Origin of the sequence: Amycolatopsis thermoflava N1165 (assembly GCF_000473265.1) — a bacterium.
GTDB lineage: Bacteria > Actinomycetota > Actinomycetes > Mycobacteriales > Pseudonocardiaceae > Amycolatopsis_E > Amycolatopsis_E thermoflava.
Genome location: NZ_KI421511.1, coordinates 285,792 through 307,673 on the forward strand (window position 1 = coordinate 285,792; position 21,882 = coordinate 307,673).

General features: G+C 72.4%; 22 protein-coding genes. 6 read left to right on the forward strand and 16 right to left on the reverse strand.

Going from position 1 to position 21,882, the window contains the following annotated elements; translation table 11 throughout:
- Nucleotides 1-68 precede the first annotated feature (68 nt).
- From AMYTH_RS0101410 to AMYTH_RS0101425, 4 genes are all read right to left on the reverse strand, one after another.
- Nucleotides 69-1,028 carry an isopenicillin N synthase family dioxygenase gene (locus tag AMYTH_RS0101410; protein ID WP_027928792.1) on the reverse strand — a complete coding sequence of 320 codons (960 nt, stop codon included), beginning with the start codon at nt 1,026-1,028 and terminating at the stop codon, nt 69-71.
- Nucleotides 1,029-1,037: 9 nt separating this feature from the next.
- Nucleotides 1,038-1,496: a nucleoside deaminase gene (locus AMYTH_RS0101415; RefSeq protein ID WP_017982963.1), complete on the reverse strand. Its 459-nt coding sequence runs from the start codon at nt 1,494-1,496 to the stop codon at nt 1,038-1,040.
- Nucleotides 1,497-1,505: 9 nt separating this feature from the next.
- Nucleotides 1,506-2,615: an epoxide hydrolase family protein gene (locus AMYTH_RS0101420; protein ID WP_027928793.1), complete on the reverse strand. Its 1,110-nt coding sequence runs from the start codon at nt 2,613-2,615 to the stop codon at nt 1,506-1,508.
- Nucleotides 2,616-2,703: 88 nt separating this feature from the next.
- Nucleotides 2,704-3,315 carry a TetR/AcrR family transcriptional regulator gene (locus AMYTH_RS0101425; protein WP_027928794.1) on the reverse strand — a complete coding sequence of 204 codons (612 nt, stop codon included), beginning with the start codon at nt 3,313-3,315 and terminating at the stop codon, nt 2,704-2,706.
- Between the two features lie 110 nt (nt 3,316-3,425).
- Between AMYTH_RS0101425 and AMYTH_RS0101430 the strand changes: the two genes are divergently transcribed.
- From AMYTH_RS0101430 to AMYTH_RS0101440, 3 genes are all read left to right on the forward strand, one after another.
- On the forward strand, nt 3,426-4,181 hold the full coding sequence (locus AMYTH_RS0101430) for an SDR family oxidoreductase (protein ID WP_037322119.1): 756 nt from the start codon (nt 3,426-3,428) through the stop codon (nt 4,179-4,181).
- On the forward strand, nt 4,178-4,963 hold the full coding sequence (locus tag AMYTH_RS0101435; protein WP_027928796.1) for an SDR family NAD(P)-dependent oxidoreductase: 786 nt from the start codon (nt 4,178-4,180) through the stop codon (nt 4,961-4,963). The genes AMYTH_RS0101430 and AMYTH_RS0101435 overlap by 4 nt, the downstream gene beginning before the upstream one ends.
- Before the next feature lie 76 nt (nt 4,964-5,039).
- Nucleotides 5,040-5,615 carry a TetR/AcrR family transcriptional regulator gene (locus AMYTH_RS0101440; protein ID WP_208722439.1) on the forward strand — a complete coding sequence of 192 codons (576 nt, stop codon included), beginning with the start codon at nt 5,040-5,042 and terminating at the stop codon, nt 5,613-5,615.
- 492 nt (nt 5,616-6,107) lie between these two features.
- On the opposite strand, the gene AMYTH_RS0101445 is transcribed toward AMYTH_RS0101440, so the two are convergent.
- The 7 genes from AMYTH_RS0101445 to AMYTH_RS0101475 all read right to left on the reverse strand — a co-directional run bounded on the left by AMYTH_RS0101445 (nt 6,108) and on the right by AMYTH_RS0101475 (nt 12,681).
- Complete coding sequence (locus AMYTH_RS0101445; protein ID WP_027928798.1) at nt 6,108-7,208, reverse strand: acyl-CoA dehydrogenase family protein; 1,101 nt, start codon at nt 7,206-7,208, stop codon at nt 6,108-6,110.
- On the reverse strand, nt 7,205-8,392 hold the full coding sequence (locus AMYTH_RS0101450) for an acyl-CoA dehydrogenase family protein (protein ID WP_027928799.1): 1,188 nt from the start codon (nt 8,390-8,392) through the stop codon (nt 7,205-7,207). Before AMYTH_RS0101450 ends, AMYTH_RS0101445 begins: the two co-directional genes overlap by 4 nt.
- Nucleotides 8,389-9,609, reverse strand: coding sequence for an acyl-CoA dehydrogenase family protein (locus AMYTH_RS0101455; protein WP_027928800.1), 1,221 nt, complete (start codon nt 9,607-9,609; stop codon nt 8,389-8,391). The genes AMYTH_RS0101450 and AMYTH_RS0101455 overlap by 4 nt, the downstream gene beginning before the upstream one ends.
- Before the next feature lie 2 nt (nt 9,610-9,611).
- Nucleotides 9,612-10,631: a phosphotransferase family protein gene (locus AMYTH_RS0101460; protein WP_027928801.1), complete on the reverse strand. Its 1,020-nt coding sequence runs from the start codon at nt 10,629-10,631 to the stop codon at nt 9,612-9,614.
- A gap of 84 nt (nt 10,632-10,715) precedes the next feature.
- Nucleotides 10,716-11,168 (reverse strand): MaoC family dehydratase, encoded by a 453-nt coding sequence (locus tag AMYTH_RS0101465; RefSeq protein ID WP_027928802.1) that lies wholly within the window; start codon nt 11,166-11,168, stop codon nt 10,716-10,718.
- Nucleotides 11,169-11,170: 2 nt separating this feature from the next.
- Nucleotides 11,171-11,932, reverse strand: a complete 762-nt coding sequence (locus tag AMYTH_RS0101470; protein WP_027928803.1) for a beta-ketoacyl-ACP reductase — start codon at nt 11,930-11,932, stop codon at nt 11,171-11,173.
- A gap of 74 nt (nt 11,933-12,006) precedes the next feature.
- On the reverse strand, nt 12,007-12,681 hold the full coding sequence (locus tag AMYTH_RS0101475) for a DUF998 domain-containing protein (RefSeq protein WP_027928804.1): 675 nt from the start codon (nt 12,679-12,681) through the stop codon (nt 12,007-12,009).
- A 100-nt stretch (nt 12,682-12,781) separates the two neighbouring features.
- Here AMYTH_RS0101475 and AMYTH_RS0101480 point away from each other — a divergent pair, with 100 nt between their 5' ends.
- Nucleotides 12,782-13,759: an aldo/keto reductase gene (locus tag AMYTH_RS0101480; protein ID WP_027928805.1), complete on the forward strand. Its 978-nt coding sequence runs from the start codon at nt 12,782-12,784 to the stop codon at nt 13,757-13,759.
- 151 nt (nt 13,760-13,910) lie between these two features.
- Here AMYTH_RS0101480 and AMYTH_RS0101485 read toward each other — a convergent pair whose 3' ends face one another.
- From AMYTH_RS0101485 to AMYTH_RS0101500, 4 genes are all read right to left on the reverse strand, one after another.
- Nucleotides 13,911-16,994 (reverse strand): acetyl-CoA carboxylase family protein, encoded by a 3,084-nt coding sequence (locus tag AMYTH_RS0101485; RefSeq protein ID WP_027928806.1) that lies wholly within the window; start codon nt 16,992-16,994, stop codon nt 13,911-13,913.
- Between the two features lie 4 nt (nt 16,995-16,998).
- Entirely contained in the window at nt 16,999-18,270 is a 1,272-nt protein-coding gene (locus tag AMYTH_RS0101490) for a glycosyltransferase 87 family protein (protein WP_027928807.1), read from the reverse strand.
- 213 nt (nt 18,271-18,483) lie between these two features.
- On the reverse strand, nt 18,484-18,672 hold the full coding sequence (locus AMYTH_RS0101495; protein ID WP_020416152.1) for a hypothetical protein: 189 nt from the start codon (nt 18,670-18,672) through the stop codon (nt 18,484-18,486).
- Nucleotides 18,673-18,731: 59 nt separating this feature from the next.
- A complete protein-coding gene (locus AMYTH_RS0101500; protein WP_027928808.1) occupies nt 18,732-19,523 on the reverse strand; it encodes a thioesterase family protein in 792 nt (263 codons plus the stop codon).
- A 222-nt stretch (nt 19,524-19,745) separates the two neighbouring features.
- Between AMYTH_RS0101500 and AMYTH_RS0101505 the strand changes: the two genes are divergently transcribed.
- A complete protein-coding gene (locus tag AMYTH_RS0101505) occupies nt 19,746-20,324 on the forward strand; it encodes a hypothetical protein (RefSeq protein ID WP_027928809.1) in 579 nt (192 codons plus the stop codon).
- Between the two features lie 90 nt (nt 20,325-20,414).
- Complete coding sequence (locus AMYTH_RS0101510; RefSeq protein WP_027928810.1) at nt 20,415-20,861, forward strand: DoxX family protein; 447 nt, start codon at nt 20,415-20,417, stop codon at nt 20,859-20,861.
- A gap of 1 nt (nt 20,862) precedes the next feature.
- On the opposite strand, the gene AMYTH_RS0101515 is transcribed toward AMYTH_RS0101510, so the two are convergent.
- Nucleotides 20,863-21,729, reverse strand: coding sequence for a DMT family transporter (locus tag AMYTH_RS0101515; protein WP_027928811.1), 867 nt, complete (start codon nt 21,727-21,729; stop codon nt 20,863-20,865).
- Nucleotides 21,730-21,882: the final 153 nt, after the last annotated feature.

A 21,882-nucleotide genomic window follows, 5' to 3' on the forward strand; every position in this document is an offset into this window, starting at 1 on the left:
CAACTGCTGTGACTGCGGCGGGGAGTACGGCCGCAACTGACGTCGTGGCGCCCCCTGGCCCGCCCGGGTCAGGGGGCCACGGTGATCGCGTCGAGCTTGCCGCGCAGGTACTCCGACGCCACGACCTCCGGGTACGCCGTGCGGCCCAGCGGCGGCGCGAGCGAGGCGATCCGCGCGTCGTGGTCGGTCTCGTAGAAGAAGATGAGCGACACGAGGTCCTCGTCCGGCGCGTCCGCCGACGGCGGCAGCACCCGGTGCCGCGTCGAGCGCCACCGGTCGCCCGTCCAGCGAGCCATCAGGTCCCCGATGTTCACCGTGAACGCCGCCGGGTCGAACGGCGCGTCCACCCACTCGCCGTCACTGGTGCAGACCTGCAGCCCGCCGACCCCGGCCTGCCGGTCCAGCACCGTCACCGTGCCGAAGTCGGTGTGCGGCCCGATCCGGAACTGCCCCGGTTCCGGCGCGCCGACCCGGTTCAGCGCCGGGTACCAGTTGATGTTGAACGTGTACGTCGGGTGCCCGGTGTGCCGCGTGAAGTGGTCCGCGGGCAGGCCGAGCGCGGCCGCGAATACCGTCAGCAGCTCGTCCGACAGCTCCCGCATCCGCGCCATGTACTCGCGTGACGCGGCCGCGAACTCCGGGACCTCCGACGGCCACACGTTGGGCTGGAACCAGAACTCGTCGACCTCCGGCACGCCGACCGCGGCGTCCGCGCCCACCGAGTAGGACTCCTTGAGGTCCGGCGGGGTCTCGGTGCCCTCGGCGTACCCGTTGGCCTCCACCCCCGGCGGCAGCCAGCCGCGCCCGCCGACCGTCACCGCGTACCGCCGCTTCACCTCGGCGGGCAGCGCGAAGAACTCCCGCGCCCGCGACCGCACCCGCGCGCGCAGCTCGTCCGGCACGCCGTGCCCGGTGATCAGCAGGAAGCCGGACTCCCGCAGTGCGTGGTCCACCTCGGCGGCCACCCGTTCGCGGCCGGTCCCGTCGAACCAGGACGTCAGGTCGATCAGCGGAACGGACGGTGACATGGCAGCTCCTCAGGAAGTTTCGACCCCGATGTCCTCGAACCACAGATCCGGGCGCTCTTCGATGAACTCCGTCATCAGCGTGACGCACGCGGGGTCGTCGAGGATCGTGATGCCGACACCCAGCCCGGCCAGCCAGTCGTGGCCACCGGAGAAGGTGCGGGCCTCGCCGATCACCACGTGGGAGATGCTGAACTGCCGCACCAGACCACTGCAATACCAGCAGGGGGAGAGTGTGGTCACCATCACCGTGTCCCGGTAGTGCGGGCGCCTGCCCGCGTTGCGGAAGGCCGCGGTCTCGGCGTGCATCGACGGGTCGTCGTCCTGGACCCGGCGGTTGTGGCCCCGGCCGAGCAGCTCACCGTCCACAGTGAACAGCGCCGCGCCGATCGGCACGCCGCCCTCGGACTTGCCGAGCAGGGCCTCTTCGCGGGCGACGGCGAGCAGCCGGCCGGGATCGGGTTTCAGCATGCGCCCACTCTAGAGCGAAGCGAAGAACGCCAGGACGTCTTCGGCGAAGAGGTCGGGTTCCTCCATCGCCGCGAAGTGCCCGCCCCGGTCGAACTCCGTCCAGCGCACGATGTTGTTGTCGCGCTCGGCGAGGCGGCGCACGGGGAGCACGATGTCGTGCGGGAACACGGCGACGGCCATCGGCACGTCGAGCCCGGGCTGCCTGCCCCAGCTGCGGGCCGACTCCCGGTACAGCCGCGCCGACGACCCGGCCGTGCCGGTCAGCCAGTAGATCATCACGTTGGTCAGCATCAGGTCCCGGTCGACCGCGTCCTCCGGGGTGCCGTCCGAATCGGTCCACTCCTGGAACCGCTCGACGATCCAGGCGAGCTGACCGACGGGGGAGTCGTGCAGCGCGTAGGCCAGGGTCTGCGGGCGCGTGGACTGCAGTTTCATGTAGCCGGACAGCTCGCGCTGGTAGTGCTCGCGCCGTCCCAGCCGCTCCTTGTCGGCCAGGGAGAGCTCGTCCAGTTCGGCGGGGTTGCCGGACGGGGCGGTGCCGAGCATGTTGACGTGCACGCCGGCGACGTGAGCGGCGTCGTCGATCCCCAGCTGCCGGGAAATCGCCGAGCCCCAGTCGCCGCCCTGCGCGCCGTAGCGGTCGTAGCCGAGGCGGCGCATCAGCTCGGCGAACGCGTGGGCGATGCGCGGCACGTCCCAGCCGGTGTCGGTGGTCGGGCCGGAGAATCCGTAGCCGGGGATGGCCGGGATGACCAGGTGGTGCCGAGCCGACAGCGCCTCGATCACCGGCAGGAACTCCACGACCGAGCCGGGCCAGCCGTGCGTGAGGATGAGCGGCAGCGCGTCGTCGTCGGCCGCGCGGACGTGCAGGAAGTAGATGCGCTGGCCGTCGATCTCCGTGGTGAACTGGCCCAGCTCGTTGAGCCGCTTCTCGTGCGCGCGCCAGTCGTAGCTCGTGCGCCAGTACCGGGTCAGCTCCTGGACGTAGCCGAGCGGGATGCCGTAGCTCCAGCCCACGCCCGGCAGCTCGTCGGGCCAGCGGGTCAGGTCGATGCGCGCGTGCAGGTCGTCGAGCTGGGACTGCGGGACGTCGAGGTGGAACGGGCGGATTTCGCTCATGCCGTGACGGTAGCGCCGATCACGCCGGGAACGAGGTTACCGACCGCTTAGTATGTGGGGTACGGTGGCCGTCGTGGCACCGTCGCTGTCAGGGTTGCGCGCCGAGCATGCGCAGGGTGAGGTCCGCGTACTCGCGGCCGAGCGCCTTGGGTGTCTTGCCGGTGCGCTCGCTGTACCAGCGCGCCACGTCGACGCCGAGCGACAGGACCGCTCGCGCGGCGGTCTTGACGTCGGCGACCACGAACTGCCCCTGCGCGACGCCGTCCTCGATGACGCCCCGCACCAGGTGCTCGATGCGGCGCCGCAGGTCGGCCACGACCTGGTACTCCTGCTCGGGCAGCGCCTGCAGCTCGTACTGCACGACGCGCGCCACGGTGTGCCGCCGCGCGTGCCAGGCCACGAAGTCGGCGACGATGCGGCGCATCCGCTCGGCCGGCTCGTCGGCGCGCTTGGCGACGTCCTCGACCAGGTCGAGCGTCTGCTGGTGCCCGCTCTTGCTGATCGCGAACAGCAGCGCGGCCTTCGACGGGAAGTGCACGTACAGCGCCGCCGGGCTCATGCCTGCCGCGCTCGCGATGTCGCGTGTCGTGGTCGCGTGGTAGCCGCGGCGGGCGAAGGACTCGACACCGGCCAGCATCAGCCGCCGTGCCGCGTCCGGCTGCACCTCCGGCCAGAGTTCGGCGGACAGCGAGATCGTCATGGCGGAATCCTCCCAGTAAGGAACCGCCTGGCGGGAGACTTGACACGGCGGTCCGGCCGTTCCCATTGTAAGCGAGCGCTTAGTCAAGGTGGACAGGAGACAGGAGCCCGATGGTGAACTCGTTCAAGGACCGCGTCGCGATCGTCACCGGGGCGAGCCGGGGCATCGGCCTCGGCATCGCCCGCGAGCTGGTGCAGCGCGGCGCGCGGGTGTGCATCACCGCCCGCAAGCCCGAGCCGCTCGCCGACGCGGTGAACGAGCTGGGCGGGCCGGGCGTGGCGATCGCGGTGCCCGGCAAGGCCGACGACGCGGCGCACCAGGAGGAGGCGGTCGCGAAGACGGTCGAGACCTTCGGGCGGCTGGACATGCTGGTCAACAACACCGGCATCAACCCGGTCTACGGCCCCGTGCTGGACATCGACCCCGCGGCCGCCGCGAAGATCCTCGCCGTCAACGTGCTCGCGCCGCTGGCCTGGCTGCGCCACGCGCGCGACGCGTGGATGGGCGAGCACGGCGGGTCGGTCGTCAACGTCGCCTCCATCGCGGGGCTGCGTGCCTCGCCCGGGATCGGCTTGTACGGCGTGAGCAAGGCGGCCGTGATCCGGCTGACCCAGGAGCTGGCGGTCGAGCTGGGGCCGAAGATCCGGGTCAACGCGGTCGCCCCGGCCGTGGTGAAGACGAAGTTCGCCACCGCGCTGTACGAAGGCCGCGAGGAGGAGGTGTCCGCGGCGTACCCGATGAAGCGGCTGGGCGTGCCGGAGGACATCGCGGGCGCGGTGGCGTTCCTGCTGTCCGACGAGGCCGGGTGGATCACCGGGCAGACCGTGGTCCTCGACGGCGGCGTGACCCTGGGAGGCGGGCTGTGAGCTTCGAACTGGACGGCGCCGGGGTCGTCATCACCGGCGGTGGCGGCGGGATCGGGGCGGCGCTGGCGCGCCGGTTCGCCGCGGCGGGCGCGCGGATCGTGGTGGCGGACCTGGACGGCCCGGCCGCCGAAGCGGTGGCCGCGGAGGTCGGCGGGGTCGCGGTCGCCGGCGACGCGGCCGGTGTCGACGGGGTGGCGGCGCTGATCTCGCGGGCGTCGGCGGAGCTGGGCGCGATCGACCTGTTCTGCGCCAACGCCGGGATCGCCCCGCACGGCGGGCCGGAGGTGCCCGAGGAGGTGTGGGCGCGGGCGTGGGACGTCAACGTGATGGCCCACGTCCGGGCGGCTCACCTGCTGTTGCCCGGGTGGCTGGAGCGCGGGCGGGGCCGGTTCCTCGCGACGGTGTCCGCGGCCGGGCTGCTGACCAGCCTGGGGTCCGCGCCGTACTCGGTCACCAAGCACGGCGCGCTGGCGTTCGCCGAGTGGCTGTCGGCGACGTACCGGCACCGGGGCGTCACGGTCCAGGCGATCTGCCCGCAGGGGGTGCGGACGAACATGCTGGCCGCGACGGGCGTCGGCGGGCAGCTGATCATGGGCGCTTCGGCGATCGAGCCGGACCAGGTGGCCGACACGGTGATGGAGGCCTTCGCGGACGACCGGTTCCTGATCCTGCCGCACCCCGAGGTCGCCGAGTACTACGCCACCCGCGCGACACAGACGGACCGGTGGCTGGGCGGGATGAACAAGCTGCAGCGCAAGGTGGAGTCCGCGCTGGGCGAGTGACGGTCGGCTCCGGTCGCACCCGGGAGGTGCGACCGGAGCCGCGGATATGCTGTGCCGGTCGAGGAAGGACGTGCGGATGACCGAGGAGCCGGTGCCGGCGAGGCTGCTGTCGGCGGCGACGCGGTTGTTCGCCGAGCGGGGGTTCGACCGCACGTCGGTGCAGGAGATCGTCGCCGCGGCCGGCGTCACCAAGGGCGCGATGTACCACTACTTCGGCTCGAAGGACGACCTGCTGCACGAGATCTACGGCCGCGTCCTGCGGTTGCAGACCGAGCAGCTGGAGAAGGTCGTGGCCAGCGGCGAGCCGGTGAGCGCGCGCCTGCACGCGGCCGCCTCGGATGTTGTCGTGAGCAGCATCGACAACCTCGACGACACGACGATCTTCTTCCAGTCCATGCACCAGCTCAGCCCGTCGAAGCGCAAAGCGGTACGCGCCGACCGGCGGCGCTACCACGTGCTGTTCCGGTCGCTGATCGAAGAGGGCCAGCGCGAGGGCGTGTTCCGGACGGACAAACCGGCGGACATCGTGGTGGACTTCTTCTTCGGCTCCGTGCACCACCTGGCGGTCTGGTACCGCAGCGACGGGCGGCTGAGCGCGCAGGAGGTCGGCACCCACTACGCCGATCTGCTGGTCGATTCGCTGCGGCCCTGACCTTGCCGCGGGGTGGCACGCGAGATGGCCATCGGTGGGGCCGCAAGGTGTCCACTGGTGGGGCCGTGAGGTGCGCCCATCGGTGCGGTCGCGAGGTGCCGGTGCGCGGTGGGGCCGCGAGATGCCCATCGGCGCGGACGTGAGATGTCCATCCGCGCGGCGCGGCCATGACATGACGGTTCGCGCGGCCATGAGGTGTCCATTCGTGTGGGGTGGCCACGAGATACCCGCTCGCGCGGCCTGACATGTCCGCTCGTGCGGCGCGAGGTGCCCACTGGTGTGGCTGCGATTGGACCAGCATCGGATCACGATCGCCATGACTGCCCCACTCGCTCGTAACCGGGCAACCGGGTTTATCGCCTGAACGACCGCGCGATTCGCGGCCGCACGATCCGGCTCACCGTTCCGCCACCCCGCGAACGGCCCCCAGATCAACAAAAACGGGGGCCGGCACCACCGGCACCGGCCCCCGAAACCCGCGAACCCTGCAACTCACGCGGGCGGCAGATTCACCAACCCCGCCAACGCAGCACGGTGCCGCCCCGGCGTGCCGAGCGCCAGCTCGCTGCTCTTGGCGCGCTTGAGGTACAGGTGCGCCGGGTGCTCCCAGGTCATCCCGATGCCACCGTGCAGCTGCACCGACTCCTCGGCGGCGTGCAGCGCGACCGCCGAGCACGTCGACTGCGCCACCGCCACCGCGACCGGCACATCCGAATCACCCGTGGCCAGCGTGTCCGCGGCATATCGCGCCGTCGCGCGGGCCGACACGATCTCCAGGTACAGGTCCGCCAGCCGGTGCTTCAGCGCCTGGAACGAACCCACCGGCCGCCCGAACTGGTAGCGCTGCTTCAGGTACGCGACCGTCTCATCCAGACACCACTGCGCGACCCCGACCTGCTCCGACGCCAGCAACCCGGCGCCCACCAGCAACGCCTGCCGCAACGCCGACTCCACGCCCGGCCCCGAGGTCAGCAACCGCGACGACGCGTTGTCGAACGACACGTCCGCCAGCCGGCGCGTCAAATCCAGCGACACCACCTCGGTCACCGTCGCCCCGGCCTTTTCCACCGCGTACAGCCCCGGGCCGTCCGGGCCCACCGCGGGCACGACCAGCACGTCCGCCACCGACGCGTCCGCCACCGTCCGCACCGAACCGCTCAGCGCACCTTCGGTGTTGGCCGACACGCCACCCGGAAACCCAGCGTCCGGCGCCGTGGTCAGCGGCACCGCCAGCGCCCCGATCAGCTCACCGCCCGCCAGCCGCGGCAACAGCTCGGTGTCACCGGCCGCCAGCAGCGCCGCCGTCGCCAGCACCGCGCTGCCCAGGAACGGCACCGGCGCCACCGACCGCCCGAGCTCCTCCAGCACGACCGCCACTTCGCGGTACGACGCGCCCTGCCCGCCCAGCTCCTCCGGCACCGCCAGCCCGGCCAGCCCGAGATCCGCGGCGAGCGTGCGCCACAGCTTCAGGTCGTACGGTTCGGCGCTTTCGGTGCGCGCCAGCACGGACGTGAACCCGGCCCGGTCGGTCAGCAGGTCACGGACACTCGCCCGGAGGTCCTCCTCGACCTCGGAGTACAGCAGATCGCTCACCGCGGCAGGTCCTTCCACGCGACGTCCTTGTCCACCCGCGGCTCGGACGGCAGCCCGAGCACGCGTTCGGAGATGATGTTGCGCAGCACCTCGGAGGTGCCGCCCTCGATCGAGTTCCCCTTCGCCCGCAGGTAGCGGTACCCGGGCCCGCGGCCGAGCATGTCGACCTTCTCCGGCCTGCGCAACGTCCAGTCGTCGTAACGCAGACCGTCCTCACCGGACAGTTCGATCTCCAGCCCGGTCAGCGCCTGCTGCAGGTTCGCGAACGCCAGCTTCATCGCCGAGCCCTCCGGACCCGGCGCGCCGACGGCCAGCTGCTGACGCAACCGCGTCCCGGCCAGCCGCGCCGCCTCGGCCTGCACCCACAACTTCAGCAACCGGTCGTGCAGCTCCGGCGTGCGCAGCTCCGGACGGTCCCGCCAGGTCTTCGACACCATCCCGATCAGGCCGCCCTCGCGCGGGATCGCGTTGCCGCCGATCGCCACGCGCTCGTTCATCAGCGTCGTCTGCGCGACCTTCCAGCCCTCGCCGACCGCGCCGAGCCGGTTCGCGTCCGGGATCCGCACCCCGGACAGGAACACCTCGTTGAACTCGGCCTCACCGGTCAGCTGCCGCAGAGGCCGCACCTCGACACCGGGATCGGTCATGTCGCAGATGAAGTACGTCATGCCCTGGTGCTTGGGCACGTCCGGGTCGGTGCGGGTGACCAGGATGGCGAAGCGGGCGATGTGCGCGACCGACGTCCACACCTTCTGCCCGTTGACCACCCACTCGTCCCCGTCGCGCACCGCGCGGGTGCCCAGCGCCGCAAGGTCCGATCCGGCGCCCGGCTCGCTGAACAGCTGGCACCACACCTCCTCGCCGGTCCACAGTGGACGCAGGTAGCGCTGCTTCTGCTCGTCGGTGCCGAACCGCAGGATGGTCGGCGCCGCCATGCCCAGCCCGATGCCGATACGGCGCGGGTTGTTGTCCGGCGCGCCGGCCTTCGCCAGCTCGGCTTCGACGACGTTCTGCAGCTCACGCGGCGCGTCCAGGCCGCCGAGGCCGGCCGGGTAGTGCACCCAGGCCAGCCCGGCGTCGAACCGCGCCCGCAGGAACTCCAGCCGGTCCGTGCTCGCCGGCGGGTGGGCGGCGAGCAACTCACCCACCCGCGCGCGCAGGTCGTCGGCGGTCAGCGTGCTCATCGGGCCTCCGATCGGTACTTCTTCAGCTCGCGGTGGGCGAGCGAGCGCTTGTGGACCTCGTCCGGTCCGTCGGCGAAGCGGAGCGTGCGGATCCCCGCCCACATCTCGGCGAGCGGGTAGTCCTGCGACAGCCCGCCCGCGCCATGCGCCTGGATCGCCTTGTCCAGGATCCATTCCACGGTCTTCGGGGTGGCGATCTTGATCGCCTGGATCTCGGTGTGCGCGCCGCGGTTGCCGACGGTGTCCATCAGCCACGCGGTCTTGAGCACCAGCAGCCGCAGCTGCTCGACCTTCACCCGGGACTCGGCGATCCAGTCCTGCACCACGCCCTGCTCGGCGATCGGCTTGCCGAACGTGGACCGGCCCAGCGTGCGGCGGCACATCATCTCGATGGCCCGCTCGGCGATGCCGATCGAGCGCATGCAGTGGTGGATCCGGCCGGGGCCGAGGCGGGCCTGCGCGATGGCGAACCCGTCGCCCTCCTCGCCGATCAGGTTGTCCGCGGGCACCCGCGCCTCGTCGAAGACCACCTCGGCGTGCCCGCCGTGCGAGCCGTCGGTGTAGCCGAACACGTTCATGCCGCGCTTGACGTGCACGCCCGGCGTGTCCCGCGGCACCAGGATCTGGCTCTGCTGGCGGTGCGGCTCGGCATCCGGGTCGGTCTTGCCCATCACGATGAAGATCTTGCAGTTCGGGTTCATCGCGCCGGTGATGTAGAACTTGCGGCCGGTGATCACGTAGGAGTCGCCGTCGCGGCGGATGCTGGTGCCGATGTTGCGCGCGTCCGAGGACGCCACGTCCGGCTCGGTCATCGCGAACGCCGAGCGGATCTCACCGTCCAGCAACGGCTGCAGCCACTGCTTGCGCTGCTGCTCGGTGCCGAACATCGCGAGCACTTCCATGTTCCCGGTGTCCGGCGCCGAGCAGTTCAGCGCGACCGGCGCCAGGTGCGGGCTGCGGCCGGTGATCTCCGCCAGCGGCGCGTACTGCAGGTTCGTCAGCCCCGCGCCGTGCTCGCCCGGCAGGAAGAAGTTCCACAGGCCCCGCTTGCGCGCCTCGGCCTTGAGGTCCTCCACGACCGGCGGGAAGGTCCACTCGTTCTCGCGCTCGGCCAGCTGCTCCTCGTAGACCGGCTCGGCGGGGTAGATGTGGGAGTCCATGAACTCGAGAAGCCTCGTCCGCAGCTCCTCGGTCTTGGCGTCGAACGTGAAATCCATGATCAGTCCTTGAGGGTGTCGAGGCCGAGGGTGACGAGCGGGACCACGGCGGCGCCGATCTGGTCGAAGCCGGCGCCGACGGTCTTGCCCTGGCTGAACCGGTAGTAGATGCCTTCCAGGATCACCGCCAGCTTGAAGAACGCGAACCCGACGTACCAGTCCAGCGCCGAGACGTCCCGACCGGACCGGGCCGCGTAGCGGGCGATCATCTCGTCCGTGCCCGGGTAGCCGGGCGCGGTGCTGACGTTGGACACGATCTCCAGGTTGACCTTGCCGCGCTCGGCGTAGGCCACCAGCAGGGCCAGGTCGGTCAGCGGGTCGCCGAGCGTGGACATCTCCCAGTCCAGCACCGCGGTGATGCGGTCGGTCTCGTCGACCAGCACGTTGTCCAACCGGTAGTCGCCGTGCACGACGGCCGCAGGCCCGGACGCCGGGATGGCGCGGGCCAGCTGGTCGTGCAGGTCGTCGATGCCCGGCAGGTCCCGGCTGCGCGAGGCGTCCAGCTGCTTCTTCCAGCGGCGCACCTGCCGCTCCAGGAACCCCTCCGGGCGGCCGAAGTCGCCGAGCCCGACCGCGGACGGGTCGACCGCGTGCAGGTCCACCAGGGTGTCCATGAGCGACTCGGCGATCGCCTTCGTGCGCTCCGCCCCGAGCGCCTCCAGCTCGCTCGCGGCGCGGTAGGGCGTGCCCGGCACGAACTCCATCACGTAGAACGGCGCGCCGAGCACCTCGGTGCCCTGGCACAGCGTGATGGTGCGTGGCACCGGCACGGGCGTGTCCGCGAGCGCGCTGATCACGCGGTGCTCGCGGGCCATGTCGTGCGCGGTGGGCAGGACGTGCCCCAGCGGCGGCCTGCGGACCACCCAGCGGCTCGTGCCGTCGCCGACGATGTAGGTCAGGTTCGAGCGGCCGCCCTGCACCACCTCACCGGTCAGCGGGCCGCCGACCAGCCCGGGGGAGTGCTCGTCCAGGTAGTCCCGCAGCCGTGCGAGGTCGAGTCCGGGCAGGTCCTGCTGGGTCACTGGGCCTCCTTGTCCAGATAGCTATACCGACCAGTCGGTATGTCCCTACCGTAGCGGAAGCCCGCCCGGAGGCGGGCTCGCGCGTCAGGCGATCAGGCGCGTGACCCACTCGGCCACGCACGCCGGCTTGGCCTCGCCGTCGATCTCGATCGTCCACCGGGTCACCACCTGCTTGCCGCCGGGCACGTCGGTGACCTCGGCCAGCTCGGCGACCCCGCGGATCTTCGAGCCGACCTTGACCGGCTGCGGGAACCGGACCTTGTTCAGGCCGTAGTTGATCCCCATCTTCAGCCCGTCGACGCGGTACGTGGCGGCCGAGAGCTGCGGCAGAACCGACAGCGTCAGGAAGCCGTGGGCGATCGGCCCGCCGAACGGGCCCTGCTTGGCCTTCTCGATGTCGACGTGGATCCACTGGTGGTCCCCGGTGGCGTCGGCGAACGTGTTGACCTGCTCCTGGGTCACGGTGTGCCAGTCGCTGACGCCGAGCCGCTCGCCGACCGCGGCGGTGAACTCGTCCAGTCCGTTGAAGACGCGCATGCTCAGTCCTTCGGTCCGCCGGCGACGTAGATGACCTGGCCGGACACGAAGCCCGCGCCCTCGCTGACCAGGAACGAGACGGTGTTGGCGATGTCGTCGGGCTTGCCGACACGCTGCACCGGGATCTCCTTGGCGGCGAAGGCCTTGAAGTCCTCGAACGGCACGCCCAGCCGCTCGGCGGTCGCCGCGGTCATGTCGGTCTCGATGAAGCCCGGCGCGATCGCGTTGGCGGTGACGCCGAACTTGCCCAGCTCGATGGCCAGCGTCTTGGTGAAGCCCTGCATGCCCGCCTTGGCCGCGGAGTAGTTGACCTGGCCGCGGTTGCCCAGCGCCGAGGTGCTGGACAGGTTCACGATCCGGCCCCAGCGCTGCTCGGTCATGTGCTTCTGGACCGCGCGGGTCATCAGGAACGAGCCCTTGAGGTGCACGTTCATGACCGAGTCCCAGTCCTCGTCGGTCATCTTGAAGATCAGGTTGTCCCGGGTGATGCCGGCGTTGTTGACCAGCACGGTCGGCGCGCCCAGCTCCTCGGCGACGCGGGCGACGGCGGCCTCGACCTGCTCGGTGTTGCTGACGTCGAGCGCGACCCCGATGGCCTTGCCGCCGGCCGCGACGATGTCCTCCGCGCCCTGCTTCACGGACTCCTCGTTGAGGTCCAGCAGTGCGACGGCGAAACCGTCCGAGGCCAGCTTGCGCGCGACAGCGGCGCCGATGCCTCGGCCGGCGCCGGTCACGATGGCGACCCGGGAGTGGGACTCGGTCACGGGAACTCCTCCTCGTCGTTGAGCGCGTCGGTAAGCGAGCGCTTAGAAAGCTACTCGCCTCCGGCCCGGAGCGCCTAAGTGACCTGGGTCACCTCGGCTCGGTTCGATCGTAGTAACGGGACGGCCAGTGTGGCGAGCGCGAGCAGTTCGGTGGCCGCGAGCAGGCGTTCCACCAGGCCCAGCGGGATCGTGCGCCACCACGGGCCGCCGCCGGCCAGCATGTAGCCGACCGCGCCGAGGATGAGCCCGAACCACGCGAGCGAGACGATCGCCAGCACGCGCGCCGCCCAGCGCCAGCCCGGCGAGTCCGGGAAGATGCGGCGCGCGGCGAACAGCAGCCCGGCCGGCAGGCACACGAACCCGACGACGCTGGCGTAGCGGTGCACGACGCCGCCCAGGCTCGGCCCGACGGACCAGTCGGTCTTGGGGAACGCGACGACCACCAGCAGGCTCACCGTCCACAATGCACCCAGCACGACCGCGGCCGAGCGCACCGGCAGTGCCCGCATCAGCACGTGCGCGGCGAACAGCACCGCGGAGCCGACCGCGATCAGCAGGACCGCGACGTCGAAGATCCACTTGTTGGCGCTCAGCGCGTACTCGCTGATCGTGCGGCGCACCGGGCTGATCTGGTCGGTGGGCGGGAGGAACTGCAGCAGCAGCACGAGCGCGGCGCCCCCGGCGATCGCGGTGAGGCACGCCAGGGCGAGGATCCGCGGGGCGCGGGTGGGGGCCGGGGTGGTGGTCACCCGGTCCAGCTTAAGTGCGCTCGTGTGGGGGTTTTGTGATCTCGCGGGCGGTTTGCGCGCGGCCGCGGGACTGTCGGTGGGGGCGCCTAGTATCGGCGGCATGGAGCAACGGGTACTCGGCCGGACCGGCCGGGCGGTGTCGGTGGTCGGGCTCGGCACGTGGCAGCTGGGCGCGGACTGGGGCGAGGTCGGCGAGGAGCAGGCGCTCGCGGTGCTGTCGGCCGCGGCCGAGGCCGGTGTCACGTTCTTCGACACCGCGGACGTCTACGGCGACGGGCGCAGCGAGCAGATCATCGGGCGGTTCCTGCGGGAGCACCCGGACGTGTTCGTGGCGACCAAGATGGGCAGGCGCGCGCCGCTCGACCCGGCCGAGTACACGCTGGACAACTTCCGGGCCTGGACCGACCGGTCGCGGGCCAACCTCGGGGTGGACACGCTCGACCTGGTGCAGCTGCACTGCCCGCCGACGCCGGTGTACTCGCGGGACGCGGTGTACGACGCGCTGGACGCGTTGGTGGCGGAGAAGCGCATCGCCGCGTACGGGGTGAGCGTGGAGACCTGCGACGAGGCGCTGACCGCGATCGCCCGGCCGGGCACCGCGAGCGTGCAGATCATCCTCAACCCGTTCCGGCTCAAGCCGCTGGAGCGGGTGCTGCCCGCGGCGGCCGAGGCCGGGGTCGGGATCATCGCGCGGGTGCCGCTGGCGTCCGGCCTGCTGTCCGGCCGGTACACGAAGGAGACTGTGTTCGCCGCGGACGACCACCGCACGTTCAACCGGCACGGCGAGGCGTTCGACCAGGGCGAGACGTTCAGCGGGGTGGACTACGCGACGGGCGTGGAGGCGGCCGCGGAGTTCAGTGAGCTGGCCCCCGCCGGGGCGACGCCCGCGCAGACGGCGTTGCGGTGGATCATCCAGCAGCCGGGCGTGACGTCGGTCATCCCGGGCGCGCGGTCGCCGGAACAGGCGCGCGCCAACGCCGCGGCCGCTGGGCTGGAGCCGCTGCCGCCGTCGACACTGGAGGCGGTGCGGGAGCTGTACGACCGGCGGATCCGCGCGCAGGTGCACGACCGCTGGTGAGCCGCCGGCCCGGCTGGGCGTGGGTGCCACGCCTGGCCGGGTGGGTTGCACCTTCGCGGGTGTGACTGCCACGCCCAGCGGTGTGATTTCCGCGTTGGCCAGGTGGGTCCGCGTGCGCGTGAGTTCCACTCGACGGGCGCGAGTTCCGCGCTCAGGTGGCGGCGGTGAGGGTGCGGACGATCCGTTCCCGGGTGTCCGCCGGGTCGATCACGTCGTCGATCTCGAACACCGTCGCCGTGCTCAGGGCCTTGCCGCGCTCGTAGTACTCGGCGACCAGCTCGGTGTAGCGGGCGTGACGGGCCTCCGGGTCGGCGATCGACTCCAGCTCCTTGCGGAAACCCAGCCGCACCGCGCCCTCCAGGCCCATGCCGCCGAACTCGCCGGTCGGCCACGCCACGGTCAGCGCAGGCGCGTGCAGGGAACCCCCGGTCATCGCCATCGCGCCCAGGCCGTAGGCCTTGCGCAGCACCACCGCGACCAGCGGCGCGGTCAGCCTCGCCCCGGCGACGAACAGGTCGCCGAACCGCCGCACCGTCGCGGTCTTCTCCGCCTCCGGGCCCACCATGAACCCGGGAGTGTCCACGAAGGACACCACCGGCAGTGAATGCGCACGGCACAGGTTCACGAACCGGGTGGCCTTGTCGGCGGCGTCGCCGTCGATCGCGCCGCCCAGGTGGCCCGGGTTGTTCGCCAGCACGCCGACCGGGATCCCGCCAATCCGGGCCAGCGCGGTGATCACCCCGGCGCCGAACCCGGACCGCAGTTCCAGCAGGCTGCCCGGATCGGCCACTGTGGACAGAACCGGCCGCACGTCGTAGACGCGGACGCGGTTCTCCGGGACCAGGTGCCGCAACCGTCGCTGGTCGTGCGGCTCGCCCGCCTCGGCCGGGCCGGCGAAGTAGGACAGGTAACGCCGAGCGACGTCCACCGCCTCGGCCTCGTCGGCGACCAGCACGTCGACGACCCCGTTGGCGTACTGCACCGGCATCGGCCCGACGTCCCCGGGCGCGACGGCGCCGAGGCCGCCGCCCTCGATCATCGCCGGGCCGCCCATGCCCAGCGAGCTGCCCTCGGTCGCGATGACCACGTCACACACCCCGGCGAGCGCCGCGTTCCCGGCGAAGCAGTAGCCGGAGACGATCGCGACCGTCGGCACCTCGCCGGCCAGCTGGGCGGCCATCCGGAACGTCGGCACGTCCAGCTGGGCGACCGCGGAGGTGTCGGTGTCGCCCGGCCGGCCTCCGCCGCCCTCGGCGAACAGCACCACCGGCAGCTTCCGGTCGCGCGCGATCCGCAGCATCCGGTCGGTCTTGCGGTGGTTGTGCACGCCCTGCGTGCCGGCCAGGACGGTGTAGTCGTAGGCCAGCACCACGACCGGACGGCCGCCGACGGTCGCGGTTCCGGTGACCATGCCGTCGGCGGGGGTGCGGCGGATCAGGTCGCCGAGATCCCGGCGGCGGCGCTGTGCCGCGATCGCGAGAGCGCCGTACTCGGTGAAGCTGCCGGGATCGCACAGGTCCTCGACGTTCTCACGCGCGGTCCGGCGTCCGGCGGAGTGGCGTTTGCGCACCGCGTCCGGGCGGGCGGCGTCCAGGCCGATCTCGTGCCGCGCCAGGGTTTCCGCGAGGTCCGGCCGCACGTGGTCGAGATCGGCCCCGGTCACCTCGCCGGCCGCGGTCGTGTCGCCGTTCTCCCGCAGGGTCGCCAGCACCGCCCCGGCGGTCACCGCGTCGCCGGGTTTGACCGCGACACCCAGCACGACGCCACCCCGCTCGGCGGTGATCACGTGCTCCATCTTCATCGCCTCGAGCACGACGAGTTCCGCACCGGCCGTCACGGTCTCGCCCTCGGCCACGCACACCTGCACCACGACACCCTGCTGCGGCGCGGTGACCGTGCCGGGCGCGGCGGCAGGCCCGGCGATCTCGTCCACCAGGTCCGGCAGGTGGCGGTCCACGAAGCTCGTGTCGACGGCGTCGAGCGGCTCGGCCAGGAGCGCCCGGAGCAGGGCGAGGTTCGTCGGCGGGCCGGCGATGGCGAACTCGCCGAGCGCGCGGCGAGCCAGGGCGGCGGCCGCGGTGAGGTCGGGGCCGGTGACGATCACCTTGGCCAGCAACGAGTCGTAGCGCGGGTTGCCCGGGTAGCCCAGATAGCCGTGGGTGTCCACGCGGACGCCGCGCCCGGTGGGCGGCTGGAACGTGGTGAGCGTGCCGCCGCCGGGCAGCACGGTCCCGTCCGGTCGCACCGTCTCGGTGTTGACGCGGGCCTGGATCGCCACCCCGCGCGGCTCGGGGGCGGTGCGGTCCAGCGGCTCGCCGGCGGCGATGCGGAGCCCGATCTCGACCAGGTCGAGCCCGGTGACCTCCTCGGTGACGGTGTGCTCGACCTGGAGCCGCGGGTTCACCTCCAGGAACACGAAGTCGTCGCCGTCGACCAGGAACTCCACAGTGGCCAGACCGCGGTACACAGTGGACCCGATGAGCGCGGTGGCGGCTTCGTGCAAACGCTTTCGCAGGTCCCGGTCAAGCGCCGCGGGCGCGATTTCGACGAGCTTCTGGCGCCGGCGCTGGAGGCTGCAGTCGCGGTCGCCGAGCGCGAGCACCGTCTCGCCGTCGGCGGCGATCTGCACCTCGACGTGGCGGGCGCGGGGGAGGAGGCGTTCGAGGTAGACCGAGCCGTCGCCGAACGCGGCCGCGGCCTCGGAGGCGCACCGGCGCAGCGCGGCGGGCAGGTCGGCGGCGTCGGTCACCGGCCGCATGCCGCGTCCGCCGCCACCGACGAGCGCCTTGACCATCACGGCACCGTGCTCGGCGAAGAACGCCTCGGCCGCGGCCGCGTCGGTGGGGCCGTCGGTGCCCGGGAGGACGGGGATGCCCAGCTCGCGGGCGCGTGCGCGGGCCCGGGTCTTGTCGCCGAACAGTTCCAGGGCTTCCGGGGACGGTCCGGCGAAGCGGATGCCGGCCTCGGCGCAGCGGCGGGAGAGTTCGGGGCTTTCGGACAGGAATCCGTAGCCGGGGTGCAGGAACTCGCAGCCGGTGCGCTGCGCGGCGGCCACGATCGCGGCCGCGTCGAGGTAGCTGCCGTCGAGGCGTTCCGCATGGTCGGCGCGGGTGACGTGGGCGCAGTCGGCGTCGTCCGGCGGGTACACGGCGACGGTGCGGAAGCCCAGGCCGGCGGCGGTTCCGAGGATCCGGACGCCGATCTCGCCCCGGTTCGCGACGAGCAGGGACGGCACCGTCTCACCTCACCGTGTTGATCACGTCCTCGGACTCCCCGGACGCTACCGGGCGGGCGGTGCCGGTACCAGGGCCGCCGGTGTCGCCAGATCGGGACGGGCGAAACCGGCGGCCGTGTTGTTCAACGATCGGGGCCGATGCCGAATTCCCGGCGTATAACGACCTATACAGCGCGACCATGGTCACCAGAACGTAGGACGACCCCAGCAGGTGCTGCCACCACGTCCAGTGCATCTCGAGGTCGTGCGTCTGCGGCAGCCACGAATGCGGCGCGACGGCGAAGACCAGCAGCACCGGGGTCCAGCGCGGGGCGCGGACCAGCACGGCCACGGCGGCGGGCAGGACCCAGACCCAGTGGTGCGACCAGCTCACCGGCGAGGCGAGGAGCCCGCCTGCGGCGATGGCGAGCAGAGCGGTGACGTCGTCGCGGTCGCGGCGCGCGGCGGTCGCGGCCAGTGCCATCACGGCGGCCGCCAGCACTGCCCAGAGCAGGGTGTTCGCGGGCAGCAGGCGGACCAGGACGGCCTGGATGTTCTGGTTGAAGGCGTAGGCGAGGCCGCCGATGCGTGCCGGGTCGAAGAGGGTGTGCAGCCAGTACTGCGCGGAGTCGCGCGGCGCGAGCAGCAGCGCGGCGAGCCCGCAGGCGGTGAAGGACGCGACCGCGGTGGCGGCGGCCCGGTAGCGGCCGCGGAGGAGGAACAGCAGCACGAAAACGGCCGGGGTGAGCTTGATCGCCGCCGCCACACCGACCAGGAGCCCGCGCGGCCAGCGGGTGCGGGGGAGCAGGCAGTCGGCGGCGACCAGGGCCATCAGGATCAGGTTGATCTGCCCGAACCCGATGGTCTGCCGGGCCGGCTCGAAGAGCGCCCACAGGGCGGCCACCGACATGCCGAGGGCGTCCGCGGCGGCGCGGTCGGCGACCAGGCGCCGGGCGGTGATCGTGGTGGTGACCGCGAGGGCGGCTGCGGACGCGAGGCTGATCGCGAACTTCGCCACATGCCACGGGAGGAGCTCGACGGGCGCGAACAGGATCGCGGCGAACGGCGGGTAGGTGAAGGGCAGCGGCATGCCCGGCACGAGGGCCGCGAAGCCCGGCTCGTACAGCGCGGTGCCGGTCCGCCAGGCGAAGCCGCCGGTGCGGTAGACGTGCAGGTCGAGGAAGCCCTGGAAGACGAGCACCCAGCCGACCGTGGTGAGGAGGAGGACCACGGCGGCGGCGCGGGTGATCCAGCGCAGGCGGGCGTGGGTGATCCGTGCGTGGCCGAGCGCCGCCATCGTGTCCCCCAGTCACGACGCGGCCCCCTGCCACGTCCCCCAAGATCGTCATCTTGGCACCGGCGCGCCGCCGCGGAGCGGGAGGTCCCCCGGTCCAGTGACCGGCGAGACCCGCCCGCGCCGATCCGCGCCGCTGCGGAACGACTCCTCCTCGCTCATGCCGCCGGGCCGGCGGCTCCGGCGCCCGCGGCGGCGGGCTCGATCAGGCCGGGGTCACGAGCCGTTGCCGGTCTGGTCCTCCTCCTCGGTGCTCAGCGGCCGGGTGCGGGACGTGCCGCCGAAACCAGGCGCGAGGTCGGCCGGGTTGGGCGTGTCGTTGTCGGCGTTCGGCCCGCCCTGCGGCGGATCGGACTCCGGGATGCCCGGCGCCGACTCCGGCTGGTTGTTCGCGTTGCCGTTCATGGGAGCCTCCCATCGGTGATCCGGTCGGATTCCCGTCGGCCGGCCGCCCAAACGAACCGTCAGCCCTTGCGGCCCGGGTTCGCGACCGCCGTGGTGAGGCAGAACCCGATCGGCCCGGCGGTGTCGTGCAGGGTGCAGTGCCCGACGGCGATCCCGTCCTCGCTGAGGTGACCCGAGGACTCCAGCCCGATGGCGTCCGACAGCGGCAGCCTGCTCAGCGACAACGTGTAGTCGGCGTTGATGAAGTCCAGGCTCTCGGCGCCGGCGTGGGCGAGCGGGCTCGCGGTGTCGGCCGCCAGCGCGGCCCGCACGAACGGCGACAGCGCCTCGCCCGCGACCAGTTCCCGCGACTCGCGCAGCCACGCCCGGCGCCGCCCCGTTCCACACCCGGTGCGCAGCGGCTGGTTGTGCTCGTCGAATCGCCAGATCGCCCAGCCCTGTTCCCGTGGCTCCCACAGCTCCTCGGGCGGCGGCGCGTCCCAGGCCGGGGTGGCCGGAACGGGCGCGGCGGGCTGCTCACCGCTGCGCAGCAACACGGCCGTCGCACGCGCGACGAGCCCGTTCGCGCCGTGCACCAGTGCGTCCGCGACCCGGATCCGGCGCCCGTCGCGCACGAGCGCGGTCTCGACGCGCACCGGGGCGAGCGGCGCGTTGCGGAAGAGGTCCACGGTCAGCCTGCTGAAGTGCAGGCCCGGCGCGGCCTGCTCGCGTTCCAGCGCCCGCGCGGCGAGCCCGCCCAGCAGGCGGCCGTGGATCATCGCCGGGTTCCACCAGCTGCGCGCCACCGGATCCGGCGCCAGCTCGTCGCCGTCGGCGGTGAAGAACGCCTGCTGCTGCTCGGTCTGGGCCACCGGCTGATCTTAGGTGTTGCCCGGGCGGTGTCAGCTCCGGCGAGTGCGCGAGGTGCCGCGATCGACGAGACCGCCGCGGGCGGTGGCCGGCGCGCGCCGCGGCCCGTACTCCTGGGCGCCTCACTCGCACCGGTGATCCGGGTCGCGAATCGGTCACTTCCGCCACGCGCGGGTGGCCCGTCTGTTTGGATCACGCCGGTCAAGTCCGATCGGAAGGTTCCCATGACGTACCCGCCCCAGCCGGGCCAGTACCCGGCCGCGCCCCCGCCCTACCCCGGCGACCAGTACTCCCTCCAGCAACCGCCCAGTGGTGGCACCGCGATCACCGCCGGGGTGTTGGCCATCCTCGGCGCCCTGTGGGGCGTCGTCATCGGGATCATGAACTTCGGCGTCGTCGACGACGTGGTCGAGGACCTCAAGTGGCTGGTGATCTTCCAGGGCACGGTGTACCTGCTCGAGTTCGCCACCCTGCTGCCCGGCGCGATCCTGCTGTTCCTGCGCAAGCCCGCGGGCCGCTGGCTGGTCGCCGCGGGCAGCGCGCTGCACATCGCGCAGGGGCTGGTCGCGTTGGTCGTGCTGTCCTCGGACGACCGGTTCACCAGGGACCTCGACAGCGCGACCGCGATCGGCGGTGGTTTCGGCGGCCTGCTGGTCGCGCTGTCGCCCGCGATCGCGACGCTCGTCCTGGCGCTGGTGCCGCTCACCGGCCGCTGGTGCGAGTGGGGCAAGCGCCCGCCGCAGCAGCCGGGCCCGTACCAGGCGCCGCCGCCGGGTTACGGCCCGCCGCCGCAGCAATGGTGACTTCGCCGGAAAAATAATCGGGCGAGTTGTCGATCCGGCTCGGGTTCCTTCGACGTGTTGGTGACAGCAACTTCGGAGGAAGGATCGATCATGGCTCGCATTCCGGTTTCGCAGACCCACCTCACCCCCGTCGTCCTGGGCGTCGTCCGCATCGTGGTCGGACTGTTGTTCGCCTTCCACGGGCTGCAGGGGTTCGGCGCGTTCGGCGGCATCGACGGACAGGGCGGCGCCGCGCCGCTCGGGGCGTGGCCGGCCTGGTGGGCGAGCGTCATCGAGCTGGCAGGCGGGGTGCTGGTGCTGCTCGGCCTCGGCACCCGTGGCGCGGCGCTGATCTGCTCCGGCGCGATGGCCTACGCCTACTTCTCCGTGCACCAGCCGCTGGCCCTGCTGCCGCTGCAGAACATGGGCGAGACCGCGGCCCTGTACGCGTGGGTGTTCCTGCTGATCGCGGTCGCCGGGCCGGGCCGGTTCGCGCTGAGCAGCCTGCTGCGCCGCCGCGCGGCCGAGCGGGTGGAGCGCGTCCCGGCCGGGGTGTGAGTCAAGCGGGCTGCGGGGCCGGGTCCTCGTCGCGCAGCAGCGGCGACCCGGCCAGCAGCACGGTGCACCCGGCCAGACCGCCGGCGGCCACCAGTTCCAGCGCGATCCACGGCCCGCCGCGGACGTGCTCCCCGAACACCAGCAGACCCCAGCCCAGCGCGACGAGCGGGTTGGCCAGGACGAGCCCGGGCTGGGCGGCGACGAGCCGCCCGGCCCGGAGTGCGGTCTGCAGCAGGAAGAACCCGGCAGGCCCGGCGACGAGCATCGCGTAGGTCTGCCACGCCTTGAACAACCCCGGCACGCCGCCCGCTGTGAGCGCCGCGGTCACCCCGGCCATGAGGACCGCGGTGAACCCGAACCACAGCCCCGCCGCGGCGCCGAGGAACGCCGCGCTGTGGGTGGTCTCGTCCCGTTTGCCCGCAACGAACAGCACGCCCACACAGGTGATCGTCACGGCGCAGCCGAGCAGCCACTCCAGCGCGGAGACGCCCCGGGCGTCCCCACCGCCGGGGGCGAGCGCGAACAGCAACAGCCCGACGGAGACGGCCATCCCGACCGCGGCGACCCAGTCCCGGATCCCGAGGCGGGTGCGGAAGACCAGCCCCGCCAGGACGAGCGTGACCGCCAGCTCGGACACCATGATCGGCTGGATGAGGACGATCGGCCCGGTCGCGAGCGCCGCCGCCTGCAACACGAGCCCGGTGAGCATGACGACGACCCCCGCGACCCACACCGGGGTCCTGACGAGCCCCTTGAGCGCGCCGACGTCGAGGTCGCTGCCCTGCTGCCTCCGCGCCCCGGCCCGCTGCAGGACGGCACCCGCGGCATTCGCGACGGCGGCGAGCACCGCCAGCAGCACGGTCAGCACAACATCACGGTGACACGGGCGCGAGTGGCGCGCACGGCAGCGGGTGCGGGCGGGTGAGCTGCGCAGAGGGGCCCGGGGGAGCTGGGGGAGGGGTGGCGGGAAGGGATGGTGGGGCGGTGCCGCAGGTGCCGCCGGAGGCGGCGGGCCGCGACG